Raw genomic sequence first — 16,959 nt, forward strand, 5'->3', positions numbered from 1 at the left:
CGTTTGAAATGTATCGCATCCCCGAATTTTGCAGGATTAGAACATGAGACAGGCGCACTTGACTTGAGGTTTGTCAAATTGCGTCCTCAAAAGCACAAAAAGCGCAAAGACAAATTATGCTTTTCAAAGCATAATTGGAAACGGCAAAAGAAGCCATCTTTATTGCTGATGGAATGACTTTAGGTTCAAACAGCCAGTGTCAGTTCGTTATCTCGTCGCTTGACTGGCACCCGATCAAATCAGCTGAGAATAGGGGTGGAAGGCAATCAACTCGCCCTCTCTGACAGCGGTGCAGCTCTCGGGGAGTTCCGCCAGCCCGTCGGTCCGCGTCAGCGACGTCAATACACCGGCGCCGTCGACGGGATACTTGAGCGCAATGGTGGCGCCGTCGCGCTGCTCCAGCGACACGCGAACATACTCGCGCCGCCCGGCCTTCTTGGAATAGCTGAAGCCGGAGGTCACGATCATCGGCGGCAGCGGACTGGGCTTGCCGCCCGCCAGCGCCATGACCAGCGGCCTAAGCACATGGGCGAAGGTGACGAAGACGGCAACGGGATTGCCCGGCAAGCCCACCAGCGGCGTGCCGTTCATGATGCCCATGGCCACGGGACGGCCGGGCTTGATGCCGAGCCGCCAGAACACCATCGAGCCGCGTTCACCGATGGCTGCGCGCACGTGATCTTCCTCGCCGGTGGAGACACCACCCGAGGTCACCACAAGATCATGGCCTGTGGTCGCGGCGTCGAGTTGGGCAGCCGTGTGCGAACGCTCGTCCTTGAGGATGCCAAGGTCGGTCACCTCGCAGCCGGCCCGCTTCAACATGGCCATCAACGAGAAGCGGTTGGAGTCGAAGATGGCCGCTTCGCCAAGGGCGTCGCCTGGATTGCGCAACTCGTCGCCGGTCGAGAACACCGCCACCTTGGGGCGCCGGCGCACGGCGACGGAGGTCACGCCCAGCGCCGCCAGAAGCGCTATGTCGCGCGGTTCAAGTCGGCGCCCGGCGGCAACGGCCAGACTGCCCTGCGCGATGTCCTCACCCTTGGGACGGCTGTTGGCGCCGGGCTTGAGGCCAGGCGGCAGCGTGACGGTTCCATCCGCGTTGACCGTCACATCCTCCTGCATGAACACCGTGTCGGTGCCCGCCGGCATGGGAGCTCCGGTGAAGATCCGCACCGCAGTCCCGCTCTGCACCGACCGCGCAGCCGCCTGACCGGCCGGCACCCGCGCGCTCACGGCCATCACCGTGGCACCGTCGCGCGAAAGATCGGCATGGGCGACCGCGTAGCCGTCAACGGCCGAATTGTCGAAAACCGGGAGGTTGACCGGAGCAAACACATCCGTTGCCAGCACACGACCGTCGGCATCAACAAGCGACACCATCTCGATCTCGGCAACGGGCGGAATATTGGCCGCCACAATGGCCAGCGCCTCATCCACGGGCATCAGATCGCCGCCGAAGGCAAAGGCGTCCGAGGTGAGCTGAACCATGTCTATCCCCTCAATTTCCGCAAGCTGCGTCGGGGCGGCCAACAGCCCCCTCGTCGATCAAGGCATCACAAACTCGAACCGCCGGCGCAAGTATGCATTTGTCCTGAGAGTCACGAAGTCGCATCCGCCTCTTTCCGGTAAGCCTCGGCCAGGAGTTCGACCGGATGGCTGACCGGCCGGTCCTGCATCTGCATGAACTGCAGACGGCAGCCCAGGCATTCCGTGGTCACCCGCTCGGGGTTGGCGTCCTCGATACGGCGCACGATCCCCTGCCCCATGGCAATCGACGTATCATGATAGCCCTGCTTGAATCCCTGGATACCGCCAAGGCCGCAGCAATCCATGGAATGGCCGACGGGCGCGACATGTGCGCCCGGCATGGTGCCCATCAGCTCGAGCCAGGGGCGCCCCATCTCCTGTTCGCGCAGGTGGCAGGGTGCGAAATAGGCCAGATCTTCCCCGGTAAAGCCCCGAGGCAACCGCAACTGTCCGTCGTCCGCAAGGTCTCTCAGATACTCGCCGAGCTCGAACACATGGCTCGCCACCTTGATCCGCTGGTTGGCGTCGAGATGGGCGAAATAGCCGATGTCCGTGGTGTCGTGATCGGCGTGCAGGCCGAGATTGTGATTGACCACCCAGGGCTTGCTGAACTCCGCCGCCGTATGGTTGGTGTGACCGGTCGGAGCGGCAATCTCTTCTTTCAGCCTGGCGCTGATCGCTTCCGTCGCGCCATCGCCGGCAACTGCCAGAGCACGGACGCGATCGCGATACCCAGGGGCAAACTGCGCGCTGCGCGCCAGGACCGACTTGAACATGAAGCTGCAGGTGGGACAGGCAGTGACGATATCGAAGCCTTCCTCGATGCAGTTTTCGAGGTTCGGCAGATTGCCCTCGGCCAGCTTCAGCGCCTTCGGACGATCGCCTTCGAGATAGGGCGGCATGCCGCAGCACTTCTGCTCTGGCACGAAGACCTTGATGCCATTGGCCTCCAGCACCTCGACGGTGGCTTTGGCAACCGACGGGAACATGTAGCGGGCCGTACATCCGACGAAATAGGCGACCTTCCGCCCCTCCCCTTCGGGGCGGCGATCGAGCCCCCGCTTGGTCACATAGCTGGCGAGACGATCCTTCGGGAACTTCGGCGTCTTGCGATCCGGGTGCACGCCGAGCACGCGCTTGGCCAATCTGCCGATGACCGGAGCATCGAGCACCATGTTGGTGAGCGCTGGAAAGGTGCCGCAGAGGCGCCCCACCAGTTGCACGTCCTCGATCAGACGCACCGTCACCGGCAGGCCGTCACGTGCGACGAAGGCGTCCTTGGCCTTGCGAATGTCCGTCTGGATCGCCCGGCAGGGACACTGGCCACAGGCATTGCAATAGTCCATCAGCTCCTTGACATCGAGGTCCGAGATCGGCTCCCCACCCGACGCTGCCCGATCGGCCAGCACATAGAGGCGCGGGAAATACTGGCATGGCGCCTCCTCCATCAACTCGCGGCACTGATCGCAGTTGATGCAAGTGGCCATCACCGACCGACCAAGACGTTCCGGACTGCTGGGCACCATTTGATATCTCCGAGGTTCACGAACGAACGGGCTGCACTGGCGCGCCAAGCCTGCGCGTGAACGGCATCAGGGGGCATCCTTGCATATTGTGCAGTGCTGTTCTTTGACCGAGCGCACAGTTTGCGCAGGAGTTCCGCTATGGCTCGTGGGGATGGAACCACTCCCGGACTATGCTTGAGACGGCTTCATGCCCAACAACGCATCTGGCCAGTCTTGCGATCTGTCACGCGCTGCGGAACGCTTCGAGATGCGCCGGCAGAAACATAACATTATGCAAGGAACTTGAGGCTCCATCGGCCGACACGGGCTATCTCTTCGAGATCTGCCGTGCCGGTCGCGATGGCCAGCTGAAGTCTCGTGTCTGCCCCACAAAGCTCAAGCTGTTGAAAAGGCTGCGATCCCGTCTTGAGGTCAGGGCTTGGCCGCTCAGACGACTTGAAGCCGCCGTGGCGTAACTTCCGACAATTTGGGCAGACAAGGGAGTAGCAGGGCGCGCGACCCAAGAATCTAAAATACCACCGATTGTTTTAGGGTAATTTTATATCTCAAGGCATAACATGTTTTGCGGGCGGGCATTTTCGGATCCAACGTGTAGTGTTTCATGCGAGATGATGGTCAAAGACGCCGGGTGCAGGCCAATTTACTGGGCTCGGGCATAATTACCATCTTGATTGGCCTTGGCTGGGGCACGGCCTTCGTTCACTTCCAGCGGCCATTCTTGGCGGGAATGCATGGTGGTCTGGTCGTTTTCGGCATTGCCTTGGTCTGGCTGGCCTATCAGGGGCGATTGACGGCGGCGGCCTTGCTTGCCGGGCATGTGTTTCCCGCCTTCATCGCCGTCTCCTGTCTCTTCGACAACGTGCCCGAGGGCGTGCACCGCGCCACGCAGATGCATTTTCTCTCCGTTGCGCTCGGCGGCTATTTCGTGTTCCGGCGCGGCGGCATCTACATGAAATATGTCTTGCCGGCCCTTTGCCTGACCGGCTTCATCGTCTTCTCCAACACCTCGATCGGCTTTCACGACCCGGCCTTGGTCATTCCGGAGAGCGCCGCGGAAATCGGCGTCTGGACCAATACGCTGACCGCGATGGCCGAACTGATCTTCATCGTTGTCATCATGAATGCCGACCTTTCGGTGCGCCGCATGATGGACATCGAAATGCGCAAGGCCATTGCCCATGGCGATTTCCAGCTTCACTACCAGCCTCAGATCAACGAGGCCGGAAAGATCACCGGTGTCGAAGCTCTGATCCGCTGGCAGCACGCCAAGATGGGCAATGTTCCTCCCGTCAAGTTCATCCCGCTTGCCGAGGAAACGGGTCTCATCGTCCCGATCGGCAACTGGGTTCTGCGGGCTGCCTGCGCCCAGCTTGCGCAGTGGGAGACCAGGCCGGAAACACGGCATCTCACCATGGCGGTCAATGTCAGCGCCTCGCAGTTCCGCCAGCCCGATTTCGTCCAGAGTGTCTCCGAAATCGTCCGCCTCAGCGGCGTCACACCTTCGAAGCTGAAACTGGAACTGACCGAGAGCATGTTCGTCGACAATGTCGACGCAACGGTTGCCAAGATGAACGCACTGAAAGCGATCGGCATTGTCTGGTCGCTCGACGATTTCGGCACCGGCTATTCGTCCTTGAGCGTTCTCAACAGCTTTCCGCTCGGCCAGATCAAGATCGACAAGTCCTTCGTCCGCGACATGCTCACCAACCCATCGAACATGGTCGTCACCGAAGCCATCATCGAACTTGCCAGCAAGCTGAACCTGCAGGTGATCGCCGAGGGCGTTGAAACAGTCGAACAACTCAATCGCCTGCGCGAAGCCGGCTGCATGAGCTATCAGGGCTATCTCTTCAGCCCTCCGCTCGGCATCGACGCCTTCAGCAAGCTCCTGTCGCCAGAGCCTTCCAGCGCCGAGCCTCTCACCCGCCACCAGCCGGAACCATTTGCCCCGGATCTCGCCCCCGCCGCGATGATATGCCCGTCGCTTTCTTGAGGCGGCCGGTGTGTCACCCGATGCACCTGAACGCAGCAATGGCGGTAACTGGAAGACGGACGGCGCCGTGACTGACTGCTCGCAATGTTGCCAAGCGCAGGCGGGTCAGAACGATTGTCTGGGTTGGACGCTCGAACTGGGACGGCTTTTGCCGTTTGTTGTGGCTGAGGCAGCCGAGCGACTCTGAGTGCACCTTGTCGTGTCCAGCAGAAACGATCGCTATACGGGTACGCGCTGAGCGGCGCTATCTCCAAGGCCCGGCTCAAGGTGGCACAAGCCTGCATCCAAGGGACCAGTCCCCCCACCGAAACTCCCAGGGCACGATGGCAAATCACACAGGTTCTCTGGCCTGCGCCATCTTCAACAATGCATTGAAGTGTTGTGCCAATGTGCATGGGGATATCGCGATCGGCCTTGTGGCACGTCCTTGGCCATCACACGCCTGCTGGTCGTTCTCTCTCTTGGTGTCTGGGATGCGATCGAAAAAGAAAAGTCAGAGGACGAAACGATACATTAAGTGCCCTCAATGAACGAATACGTGCTAATACAATTCTTGTTACGGTGCGAAAATTACGTTCTCTTTTTTGAGGTATCAATATGTCTGTATCCAGAATATTACAAATATTGGCTATGTTTGCTGTATTTGCACATCTTTTTTCATATTCCGCCTTCGCAGCAGCCCCTAAAATTACGAGCTTCTCGCCGGCGACCGCCACGATCGGCAATATGATAATCATCAAGGGAAGCGGCTTTACCGGCGCAACGTCAGTCAAGTTCAATGGCGTAGCCGCCAGTTCGTTCTCGGTGCAGTCGGCAACTTCGATCAAGGCTGTCGTGCCGACGACCGGTTCCACGGGCAAGATCTCGGTCAAGACCTCGGGCGGCACCAGCACGTCCTCGGCCACGTTCACCATGGCACCGGGCGTGGTACTGTCCGTGTCGAGCGGTCATCCCTATCAGAAGGTGACCGTCAACGGTGCCGGCTTCCACGCCTACACCTCGCTCGATCTCTATTTCGATACGGCCGACCAGGCGCTCGCCACAAGCGATGCCAAAGGCGTGGTCACGGCGCAGTTCAGCGTACCGGCCTCAGCCGCTTTCGGTTCGCATTGGGTAACGCTGCAGGAACGGGGCACCTTCCGGGCAGCGCAGAAGTCGTTTTCCGTCTACACCAACTGGACGATGGAAGGTTTCTCCGTTCAGGGGAACTCCTTCAATCCGTATGAAAGAACGCTCACCGTCGACAATGTCTCGGACTTGGTGCCGCTGTGGTCGGCGCATATCGACGACTTCTCCAACGACGCCCCCGTCTCCGAGTATGCGGGCAACTATTATGTCGTTGACGTCACCGGCGGCATCAATGCCTTTTCCAGCAGTGGCGCGCTTCTGTGGTCCGCCTCGCCTGGGGCCGGCTCCATTCCTGCCAACAGACTGCTGATCTATGGCGGCATGGTCTATTATGGCGGCAATGATGGTGTTCTCCGTGTCTATTCCGTCAAATGTCGGACTGACGGCGGAGTTTGCAGCCCCAGTTGGTCCCAAAAAGTGGCGAACAGCATCACCAGTGCGCCCAGAGTTCGGGGCGCAACCGTCTATGTGCCGGCTGCCGATGGCAACTTCTATCCCGTCGATGCAACGACGCATACGGTTGGCGCGGCCGTTACCTACGACAGCAATGCCCAAGGTCAGATCAACTCGCCGATATCGTTCGACCAGGCTGGAAATTCGGCTTACGCAACAGCCCAGTATATTCACTTTCACCGAGCGTCTAACAACTCGAGTGGGTCCTATTCACTCCCCGGCAATATTTCCGATCCGGTCATGGTAGATAATTCGATCTACGTTACCACAAGCGCCGGGACGATCCAGTCCTGGTCGGGAAGGACCTGGAGCAGTCCGACATCGGGGACCAATTGCCAGCAAACCCCGGTCGTCTCCCAGGGATTGGTCTTTGCCGGCGGCTGCACAACCTTGGCGGCCTATTCGGCGTCCGACGGCACCTTGCGCTGGAGCGTCAGCGCCAACTATACGGCGGGGTTTGCCGTCGCCAATGGCATTGTGTTCAGTTGCACCTATAAGTCCGGCGGATTTGTCGGAGCGCTCAAAGCCTATGCCGCGAGTTCCGGCAACTTGCTGTGGTCTGGCGGCTCATGCGCGGGCGCGCCGATCGTTGCCAATGGCATGGTGGCCTCTTCGGTCGACAGCTTGATCGTCTACGGCTTGCCAAGCATGCTCAACGGTGCAAACCAGAAGAAGGCAGTGGACGCCCCCGATCCGAAGACGCTGAAACCGAACCATTCCCTGTCCCGTCAGGTCGTCAGGCCTGCCGACATAGCGGCAGCTGTGGCGCAGGTGGAGTGAAGACCCTACACCCGGCTGCATTTGCCTGATGCACCTGACGTCGCTCCCAGGATTGTCCAGTCCAGCGCTCGTTTGCGCCTTGGTGAGACGCCTCCGATTTTAGGCTGACCATGGCTGGACAACCCGGGAGCCCCCTGCCCGCTTCAGCGCCCTGTTCTCCGCTTCCAGAAGTGTCCCTGCCGGGACAGGGCTTTTCCATCTTCGGCGCCATGTTGTACCGGCAGTCCCATCCCAAGCGCAAGAAACACCGAAACCTCGACGGGCTACCGAAAATGGTCCTGCCGGGGACTTCGCCTCGTGTCGAGGCCTTTGTCAAACCTCGCTTTTCGGCGATCAAATGAACGCCACATATCGCTTAAAAATTAAGCTTGAAGCGGTAAAGTTTTTTTGCTCAAGTAAAAAAACTTTAGTTTAGATCAAAACCCAGAAAAATTGGCCGATCTCGCAGGCTGCGGAAGCGATGGCGAAATCGGCTGTAAGTTTGCCTGCCTGCGGGGAGGATGCCGTTGTGATTGCTTATCTGGCGCAACGTCTGGCCCTCATGCTGGCGACCCTTTTTGCCATTATCACCCTGACCTTTTTCCTGATGCACGCGGTGCCCGGCGGTCCCTTCGTGTCGGACAAGATGATGGCGCCGGAAATCGCCGCGGCCATCAACGCCAAATTTCACCTCGATGAGCCGTTGTGGCAGCAGTATCTCGCCTATCTTGGCGGCGTCTTCACTTTCGATCTCGGTCCGTCCTTCAAATATCCAGGCATGAGCGTCAACCAGATGATAGCCTCCGGCCTGCCGACCACGGCCAAGGTGGGGCTGCTGGCACTCCTGTCGGTGATCGCCCTCGGCGTGCCGCTCGGCGTCGTGGCGGCGCTCAATCGCAACCGCTGGCCGGATACGGCGGTGATGGCCATCGCCACCATTGGCGTCGCCATTCCCTCCTATGTGATCGCCACGCTGGCGCTCTATGTCTTCGCCATGCGTCTCAAGCTGGTGCCGACCTTCGGCATAGACGACTGGCGCGGCTACTTTCTGCCTGTTTTCGCCCTGAGCGGCTTCTGGCTGTCCTATGTGGCGCGGCTGACGCGATCGAGCCTCATCGAAACCATGCTGACGGACTACATGACGACAGCGAGGGCCAAGGGTCTGAGGCCAGGGCAGATCCTGTTCAAGCACGGCCTGCGCAACTCGCTGATCCCGCTCGTCACCGTGATTGGCCCCGTGGCGGCCAATCTGCTCACCGGCTCGTTTGTCATCGAGCAGATCTTCGCCTTGCCTGGCATTGGCCGGCATTTCGTTCTGGCGATCACCAACCGCGATTATACGGCCATCATGGGCATCACCATCTTCTACGCCGTGGTGCTCATGGTCATGATCCTTCTGGTAGATCTGGCCTATCTCGCACTCGATCCCCGCATCAAGTTCGGAGCCCGGCACCCATGACCGACATGCCCGTCGATCCGGCAATGTGGGCGCCTGCCCCGCGTGACCCCGCTTCCCTCGACCGGATCGCCCGGCCAAACCTGACCTACTGGCAAGACGCGCGCGCTCGTCTGTGGCGCAACCGCCCGGCCATGGCGGCCTTCGGTTTCCTGATACTGCTCTGTCTCGCCGCCGTTTTCGGTCCCAGCGTCTACTCGCACAATTATTACGAACAGAACCTTCAATATGCCAACGTGCCGCCGGCCTTCCCGACCTACGCGGTGCCGCAGGGCGATGGCTCCAGCCAGGAAATCTATTTCAATTTCGGCAGCCAGAAGCTCTATCTGATCGGGGCCGATGGTGCGCTCGGCGACCTTGTCCGCTCCAGCCGCAAGGATCTCATGCGCAAAACACAGCTCTATACGGTCGGGGACCAGCAGGTGGCCGTCGATACCGCGAAGAGCACATTGGGTCTCAGCGACGGCAAGCCGCTCGAGCCTGCGGGCTGGCGATGGAACTCGCTCTATCCGCTCGGCACCGACCAGCTCGGTCGCGACGAGCTCGCGCGCCAGCTCTACGGTGCCCGCATCTCGCTTGCAGTGGCGCTGGTGGCAACGCTCGTCAACTTCACCATCGGTGTCCTTTACGGCGGCATTTCCGGCTATCTCGGCGGTCGAGTCGACATGGTGATGATGCGCCTCATCGAGATCGTCTCCACCATTCCACTGACGCTCTACGTCATCCTGATCATGGTGACGCTTGCCTCGGGTTTCTCGGCGGTCATACTGGCCATCGGTACGGTCTATTGGGTCGACATGGCGCGCATCGTGCGCGGACAGATGCTCGTGCTCAAGGAGCAGGACTATGTGGCGGCGGCGCGCAGCATGGGCGCGAGCACTTGGCGCATTCTCACCCGGCATCTGCTGCAAAACACCGTCGGCCCGATCCTTGTGACGCTGACCATGCTGATCCCGAGCGCGATCTTCATCGAAAGCTTCATGAGCTTCATCGGCCTCGGCGTGTCGCCACCTGAGGCAAGCTGGGGTACGCTGACGTCCGCTGCTGTCGAGACGCTGCGAACACATCCCTACCAGTTGGCGCTGCCGGCCGGCGCCATCAGCCTGACCATGTTCGCGTTCAACTTCCTGGGTGACGGCCTCAGGGACGCGCTCGACCCGAGGCTCCGTTCATGACCGCCCTTCTTGACGTCGACGGCCTGACCACGAGCTTCTTCACCCGGCGCGGTGAAGTGAAGAGCGTCCGCGGTGTCTCGTTCCGGGTCGCAGCGGGCGAAACGCTGGGCATCGTCGGCGAAAGCGGGTCGGGCAAATCTGTGACCTGCATGTCGATCCTGCGGTTGCTGAAGACTGGCGGCAAGGTGGTGTCCGGACGCGCGCTTTTTGAAGGACGCGACCTTCTCGCTCTCGACGAAGACGAGATGTCCGACCTGCGCGGAAATGCCATCGGCATGATCTTTCAGGATCCCATGACCTCGCTCAATCCCACGTTGACCGTCGGCGAGCAGGTGATCGAGACCATCATCCGCCATCGTCCTGTATCGAGGGCGGCGGCGCGCCAGCGGGCGATTGAACTCTTCGACATGGTGCGCATCCCCTCGCCAGAAGCGCGACTTCGCGCCTACCCGCATGAATTTTCCGGTGGCATGCGTCAGAGGGTGATGATCGCCATCGCACTTGCCTGTGAGCCCAAGCTGCTGATTGCCGACGAACCGACGACCGCGCTCGATGTCACCATCCAGCGCCAGATCCTTGTGCTGCTCAAGGAGTTGCAAGCCAAACTCGGCATGGCAATCATCCTGATCACCCACGACCTGGGCATCATCGTCGAGTTCACCGATCGCATGCTGGTGATGTATGGTGGCCAGGTGATGGAGGAAGGCCTGGTAACGGCCGTCTTCCGCCAGCCGGCCCATCCCTATACGCGTGGCCTGATCGCCGCCATTCCCAACATTGCCGACGACAACGGCCAGCGGCTCCGGCCCATTCCCGGCTCGCCGCCCGACATGCACGATCCGCCGCCCGGCTGCCCCTTCGCTCCCCGTTGTCCAGAGGCCATGCTGCAGTGCCGCGTGCCGGCGCCGATGATTCAGGCGGCGATCGGCCAATCGTCGCGCTGCTGGCGCCTGCATCCCGACGCACCGCGACCGGTAGAACAGGACGGGCGCCCATGACATCGACGACGCCCCCAACCAGCGCCCCGCTTGTCGCGCTGCGTGGCCTCTCCAAGCGATTTTCCCTGCGCGGCGGTCTCTTCGCACGCAACACGCGTGAACTAAGGGCCGTCGATGGTGTCGATCTCGACATTCATCGCGGCGAAACCGTCGGACTTGTTGGCGAAAGCGGCTGCGGCAAGTCCACGCTGGCGCGCATGGTGATCCGGCTTCTGCGTCCGAGTTCCGGCCAGATCCTGTTCGACGGCAACGATATCGCGGATCTCGGCGAGCGCCAGCTCGCGCCCTATCGCCGGCGTATGCAGATGATCTTTCAGGATCCTTATGCCTCGCTGAACCCACGCATGAGCGTCGGCGACATCATTGCCGAGCCGCTGGAAATCGCCGCCTGGGGTGACAGCACCACCCGGCAGGCCCGCGTCACGCAGCTACTCGATCGCGTCGGCCTCAGCCGCGACCATGCCATGCGCTTTCCCCATGAGTTCTCTGGCGGCCAGCGCCAGCGCGTCGGCATCGCCCGTGCGATTGCGCTCGAACCCGAGCTCATCATCTGCGACGAGCCCATTTCGGCCCTCGACGTGTCGATCCAGGCCCAGGTGGTCAACATGCTTGAGGACCTGCAGCAGGAGCAGGGTCTGACCTATCTCTTCATCAGCCACGATCTATCGATGGTACGCCACATCGCCGACCGCATCGGCGTGATGTATCTCGGCCGCATCGTCGAGCTGGCGCCGAGCCGGAAGCTCTATCGCTCGCCAGCCCATCCTTATACGCGGCTGCTGCTCGACTCCATTCCCGTCACCGACCCAGACCGTGCGCATACCGACGCGGCGATCACAGGTGAAATTCCGAGCCCGCTGCACATTCCATCGGGCTGCGCCTTCCGCACCCGCTGTCCGCGTGCAACCGCCCTCTGCGCGGAACGCGAACCCGCACTTCAAGATCTCGGCGACGGTCATCTGGCCTCCTGCCACCACCCGCTGTCCCCGGAGGCGGCACGCTGAACGACTTTGTCTGCATGTAAAAAGGGCGAAACACGCCACTTCAGAGGAGAAGCCTATGTCCAGGAAACTCATGTTGCTGCTGTCCACGGCCCTCGCCCTTGGCGCAGGCCCGGCGCTGGCCGGCGGCGAACTGACCTATGTCGTCAACAACGAATCCGCCACCTTTGATCCCGGCACGTCGGCCGAAACCTTTGCCCTCCCGGTGATCGGTTCGACCTTTGAAGGCCTCGTCAAGTTCGGCCCCGACGGCGCCGTGCTGCCGGCGGTTGCCAAGAGCTGGGACGTCAGCGCCGATGGCCTTACCTACACCTTCCACCTCCGCGACGACGCCAAATGGTCCGACGGCAAACCGGTGACCGCCGGTGACTTCGTCTATGCCTGGAAGCGCGTGCTGACACCGGCAACCGGCGCCAAGAATGCGCCGATGCTCTATGTCATCAAGGGCGCCGAGGAGTTCTTCGCTGACCAGAAGAAGGACGAGGTCGCCGTCCGCGCCGTCGACGACCACACCTTCGAGTTCACACTGAAGGCTCCGCTCGCCTATATGATGCAGTTGCTGCCGTTCCAGATCTTCGATCCGGTGCGCAAGGACATGGTGGAAGCGAGCCCCGAGGGCTGGACGCGCGATCCCAAGACCTTCATCGGCAACGGCCCGTTCAAGGTCAGCGAGTTCAACTTCGGCAAGTCGACGGTACTTGAGAAGAATGCCGACTATTACGACGCCGCCAAGGTCAGCCTCGACAAGCTGACCTTCCGGCTGATCGCCGATCCGGCCACAGCACTCGCCGCTTATGAGGCTGGCGACGTGGACGGCATCGAAGCGGTTCCCGGCCCGGAGCTGCCACGCCTGTCGTCAGAAGACGGCAATGGCTTCCTTGCCATTCCGGCGCTCGGCACCACCTTTGCCCACTTCAACCCGGCTGTGAAACCGTTTGACGACGTGCGCGTGCGCAAGGCGCTGGCGGAGGCCATCGACCGGCAGAACCTCATCGAGTTCGTCATGCAGACGGCCGATCAGCCGGCGCTCGGTCTTGTTCCGCCGGGCATCAATGTCGCGGGACAGGACTTCCGCACCGGCACCTCGGACTTTGGCCTCGCACCGACCGCCAAGATCGAAGACGCCAAGAAGCTTCTGGCCGAGGCCGGTTATCCCGATGGCAAGGGTTTCCCCGAAACCGTCTACGTCACCTACAGCACACCGGCGATCCAGAAGCAGATCGAGGCCGTGCAGCAGATGTGGAAGCAGAACCTCGGGATCGACGTCAAGATCCAGGCGAGCGAGTGGCAGGTCTATTATCCGGAAGTCCAGAAGATCAAGTATCAGATCGCCCAGATGGGCTGGGGCGCCGACTATCCGCACCCCATGACCTTCCTCGACATCTTCACCTCTGACAGCCCGAACAATCTCTCCGGCTGGAAGAACCCCGAGTATGACAAATTGATCGCCGAGGCAAAGGTCACGCAGGACCCGGCCAAGTCGTTGGACGACATGCGCAAGGCCGAAGCGCTGGTGATGAATGACATGGTGATCCTGCCATTCTACTATCGCAACACCTATATGATGATGAAGCCTTATGTGAAGGGCTTCTGGCGTTCGTCGCTCAACCAGCCCTATTTCGACGCGGTGACGCTGGAGAAGTAAGGCTGTGAAACCCGCGCCCCCGGCCGTTCCACACGGTCGGGGGCGCGGGGTTCTCCCCCACGCCTCAAGGGCCGACGACATCAAGCCGCATCAGCCATCTGCTGCAGCGGATCAGGCAGCCGCTCGGAAGGCTGCGAGCGATGGCTCGGTCAGGAGCGACACGGCCGCCTCGACCCGCGCTTCCGTGTAAAAATGCTCTTCGTGCAGCATATTGACGGTTCCAAGCAGAACCCCGTCGACCACCACCGGCAGATTGATCACCGAACCGCAGCCGAGCGACCAGATCAGCTCGTGATCGCCAAAGACCTCCGATATGTCGGCGATGGTGTTGGCGATGAACGGCCGCTGCTGCAGATGTACGGTCTCGAACCAGCTGTCGTAGTGGATCGGCTTGGTGCCGGACACCGGATAGGCCTCCGGGTTGGAGCTGTAGGCGCGGCGCGCCACCTCGGCCACCATGTCAACGGTCATGATGGTGAAGAGCTTCACGCCAACAAGCTTTTCCGTGAGCTCCTGCAGAGCAGACCAGGGCGCGTCAGGGGTCTGAGCGGCGGCAAGGCGAGTCTTGAAGGCGGACAAGGCGGCGGCAGTTTCAACGTCGGTCACAGATTTCATCTCCTGATTTCATACTGCCTCGCGCGGGAAGCCAGTGCTTCCCCTCCGCGAGCCATGCGAGACGTCTCATTTGCTTGGGAGGCTTGAGAAATCCCTGCAAGGAATGGCAATGAGCGTTTCCCCCGCTCGCTGGTTTCACACAATGGTGCGCTGGCTGAGGTCCACCAACTCCTGGGAATAAGGGTGCCGCAACCGCCCGGCCTTGAGCGCCGCCACGTCGGCGGTCTCGACGATCTGCCCCACGCGCATGACCGCGAGCCGGTCGCAGAGGAAGGACACGATCGACAGATTATGCGTGACCAGCAGATAGGTGAGACCATGCTCCTGCCGCAGGCGCTTCAGCAGGTTGAGCACATCGGCTTGCACCGACACATCGAGCGCCGACGTCGGTTCGTCGAGCAGCAATAGCTTGGGTTCGAGAATGAGCGCGCGCGCGATGGAAACCCGCTGACGCTGCCCTCCGGACAACTGGTGCGGATAGCGGAAGCGGAAGCGCGGATCGAGGCCGACATCGGCCAGCACGGCTTCGATCCGGCGGTTGTGATCGTTGAGGCCGTGGATGGCCAGCGGCTCGGCCAGCGTGGCATCCACGGTCTTGCGCGGGTGCAGCGAGCCATAGGGATCCTGGAAGACCATCTGGCAATGGCGCGACAGCGCGCGCGAGATGCCATGGGGCTGCGGCGTGCCGAAGACGGAAATCGCGCCGTTCCATTTGGGGGCAAGCCCGGCGATGGCTTTGAGCACTGTCGATTTTCCCGAGCCGCTTTCCCCAACGAGGGCAAAGCTCTCGCCAGCAGCCACGCTCAAGGTGACGGCGCGGGTGATCTGTGTCGGGCCATAGAAGACGTCGAGGTCCTGAAGCAACAGGGCGTTCATGCAACCTCTCCCCCGGCGCGCGGCAACGTCGGTAGCCAGTCACGCGTCTCGTCGAGCCGGGGCACGGCTTCGATCAGCGCCCGCGTATAGGGATGGCTGGCGGCCCCGAGCTGGCCGCTGTCCAGCGTCTCGACAATGCGACCGGCATTCATGACGATGACGCGGTCGCAATAGTGGGACACCAGCGCCAGATCATGGCTGATCAGCATCAGGCCCATGCCGCGTTGGCGCACCTGTTCGTCGATGATGTCGAGCACCTGCGCCTGGACGGACACGTCGAGCGCAGAGGTGGGCTCGTCGGCAATCAGTATGTCCGGTTCGGGGATCAGCATCATGGCGATCATGACGCGCTGGCCCATGCCCCCGGAGACCTCATGGGGATAGAGGCTGGCGACGCGTTTTGGATCGGTGATGCGCACCGCCGCGAGCATGTCGAGAACGCGCGCACTGACCTCGCGTCGTGGCAGATTGCCGTGCGCGCGCAGCGCCTCTGCAATCTGTTCGCCGACGGTCATCACCGGATTGAGGGCGAACTTGGGATCCTGCATCACCATGGAGATACGAGCGCCACGGATGGCGCGCATCTGCCGTTCCGACAGATCGAGGAGGTTCTGGCCGTCGAAGCGAAACAGGTCGGCGCGCACGCGGCCGGGCGGACGGATCAGCCGCAGGATGGAGCGCCCCGTCATGGACTTGCCCGAGCCGCTTTCTCCGACGATGCCGAGCCGTTCGCGACCGAGAGAGAAGGAGATGCCGGCCACCACATCCACGTCGCCACGCGAGGTCGGGAAGGTGACGCGGAGATTTTCGACTTCCAGCAAGGGCTTCGTCAATGCCGATCTCCGCTCTTGGGGTCGAGCACATCGCGCAGACCATCGCCCAGCAGGCAGAAGCCGAGCGAGACGATGACGATGGCAAAGCCCGGCATGGTGGCGACCCACCACTGATCGAGGATGAAGGAACGCCCGCGCGCGATCATGGCACCCCATTCGGGCAGCGGCGGCTGGGCACCGAGGCCTATGAAGCCCAGGCCGGCGGCGGTCAGGATGATGCCGGCCATGTCGAGGGTAACGCGCACGATCATCGACGACAGGCAGAGTGGCAGCACATGCGCGAAGATGATGCGGGCCGTTGAAGCCCCCTGCAGGCGCATGGCGGCGATGAACTCGGCATTCTTGAAGGTCAGCGTTTCGGCGCGGGCGATACGGGTATAGGCTGGCCAGGAGGTGATGGCGATGGCGATCCCCGCGTTTTCAATGCCCGGCCCCAGCGCCGCCACCAGCGCCAGCGCCAGGATCAGCTTGGGCATGGACAGGAAGATGTCGGTGACGCCCATGATGAGGCGATCGATCCAGCCGCCGAGATAGCCCGAGATGGCTCCGAGCAACAGGCCGATGGGGGCGGTCAGCACCGCAACCATGGCGACGATCACCAGCGTGATCCGCGCACCGAAGACGACTCGGGACCAGATGTCGCGCCCGAGTTCGTCCGTCCCCATCCAGTTGTCGCCGCTCGGCGGCAGCAGACGGCGGGTGAGATCCTGGACCAGCGGATCATGGGAGGCGATGTAGGGTGCGGCGACCGCGAGGATCACCAGCGCCAGCACGATGGCCACGCCAAGCATGGCCAACCGATTGCGCCAAAGCGCAAGGCCCATGCGATACCAGCGCCCCAACCGGGCCTGCAGACGCGAGGCGGGGCTGTCGTCGGTCAACCAGTGGCTCAGCGTCGTCATGGGCGCCTCCCGCAAGACTGCGACCGCTGGCGAAGGCTGCCGTTTTGGCTCATGGACTTCATCTGGCAATCC

At 61.7% G+C, this 16,959-nt stretch carries 13 protein-coding genes; 7 read left to right on the plus strand and 6 right to left on the minus strand.

Annotated elements, in window-relative coordinates; genetic code table 11:
- Window positions 1–234 precede the first annotated feature (234 nt).
- Together L2I41_RS12515 and L2I41_RS12520 are read right to left on the minus strand one after the other, a co-directional pair.
- Window positions 235–1,488 carry a molybdopterin molybdotransferase MoeA gene (locus L2I41_RS12515; RefSeq protein ID WP_237153898.1) on the minus strand — a complete coding sequence of 418 codons (1,254 nt, stop codon included), beginning with the start codon at window positions 1,486–1,488 and terminating at the stop codon, window positions 235–237.
- A gap of 110 nt (window positions 1,489–1,598) precedes the next feature.
- A complete protein-coding gene (locus tag L2I41_RS12520) occupies window positions 1,599–3,053 on the minus strand; it encodes a heterodisulfide reductase-related iron-sulfur binding cluster (protein ID WP_237153899.1) in 1,455 nt (484 codons plus the stop codon).
- Between the two features lie 727 nt (window positions 3,054–3,780).
- Between L2I41_RS12520 and L2I41_RS12525 the strand changes: the two genes are divergently transcribed.
- The 7 genes from L2I41_RS12525 (at window position 3,781) to L2I41_RS12555 (ending at window position 13,661) form a co-directional block, all read left to right on the plus strand.
- Entirely contained in the window at window positions 3,781–5,046 is a 1,266-nt protein-coding gene (locus L2I41_RS12525; protein WP_237153949.1) for a putative bifunctional diguanylate cyclase/phosphodiesterase, read from the plus strand.
- A gap of 597 nt (window positions 5,047–5,643) precedes the next feature.
- Window positions 5,644–7,407, plus strand: a complete 1,764-nt coding sequence (locus L2I41_RS12530; protein WP_237153900.1) for an outer membrane protein assembly factor BamB family protein — start codon at window positions 5,644–5,646, stop codon at window positions 7,405–7,407.
- A gap of 508 nt (window positions 7,408–7,915) precedes the next feature.
- Window positions 7,916–8,845, plus strand: coding sequence for an ABC transporter permease (locus L2I41_RS12535; protein WP_237153901.1), 930 nt, complete (start codon window positions 7,916–7,918; stop codon window positions 8,843–8,845).
- Entirely contained in the window at window positions 8,842–10,017 is a 1,176-nt protein-coding gene (locus L2I41_RS12540; protein ID WP_237153902.1) for an ABC transporter permease, read from the plus strand. Before L2I41_RS12535 ends, L2I41_RS12540 begins: the two co-directional genes overlap by 4 nt.
- Window positions 10,014–11,015, plus strand: coding sequence for an ABC transporter ATP-binding protein (locus tag L2I41_RS12545; protein WP_237153903.1), 1,002 nt, complete (start codon window positions 10,014–10,016; stop codon window positions 11,013–11,015). The genes L2I41_RS12540 and L2I41_RS12545 overlap by 4 nt, the downstream gene beginning before the upstream one ends.
- Window positions 11,012–12,019, plus strand: coding sequence for an ABC transporter ATP-binding protein (locus L2I41_RS12550; RefSeq protein WP_237153904.1), 1,008 nt, complete (start codon window positions 11,012–11,014; stop codon window positions 12,017–12,019). The genes L2I41_RS12545 and L2I41_RS12550 overlap by 4 nt, the downstream gene beginning before the upstream one ends.
- A gap of 55 nt (window positions 12,020–12,074) precedes the next feature.
- Entirely contained in the window at window positions 12,075–13,661 is a 1,587-nt protein-coding gene (locus L2I41_RS12555) for a peptide ABC transporter substrate-binding protein (protein ID WP_237153905.1), read from the plus strand.
- Window positions 13,662–13,772: 111 nt separating this feature from the next.
- On the opposite strand, the gene L2I41_RS12560 is transcribed toward L2I41_RS12555, so the two are convergent.
- The 4 genes from L2I41_RS12560 to L2I41_RS12575 all read right to left on the minus strand — a co-directional run bounded on the left by L2I41_RS12560 (window position 13,773) and on the right by L2I41_RS12575 (window position 16,887).
- The gene (locus L2I41_RS12560) at window positions 13,773–14,267 is read right to left on the minus strand and encodes a GAF domain-containing protein (RefSeq protein WP_237153906.1); all 495 of its coding nucleotides are present in this window, start codon (window positions 14,265–14,267) and stop codon (window positions 13,773–13,775) included.
- Between the two features lie 144 nt (window positions 14,268–14,411).
- Window positions 14,412–15,152 (minus strand): ABC transporter ATP-binding protein, encoded by a 741-nt coding sequence (locus L2I41_RS12565; RefSeq protein ID WP_237153907.1) that lies wholly within the window; start codon window positions 15,150–15,152, stop codon window positions 14,412–14,414.
- Entirely contained in the window at window positions 15,149–15,985 is an 837-nt protein-coding gene (locus tag L2I41_RS12570) for an ABC transporter ATP-binding protein (RefSeq protein WP_237153908.1), read from the minus strand. The genes L2I41_RS12565 and L2I41_RS12570 overlap by 4 nt, the downstream gene beginning before the upstream one ends.
- On the minus strand, window positions 15,982–16,887 hold the full coding sequence (locus L2I41_RS12575; protein ID WP_237153909.1) for an ABC transporter permease: 906 nt from the start codon (window positions 16,885–16,887) through the stop codon (window positions 15,982–15,984). Before L2I41_RS12575 ends, L2I41_RS12570 begins: the two co-directional genes overlap by 4 nt.
- Window positions 16,888–16,959: the final 72 nt, after the last annotated feature.

The organism is Oryzibacter oryziterrae (assembly GCF_021864535.1).
Taxonomy (GTDB): Bacteria; Pseudomonadota; Alphaproteobacteria; order Rhizobiales; family Pleomorphomonadaceae; genus Pleomorphomonas; species Pleomorphomonas oryziterrae.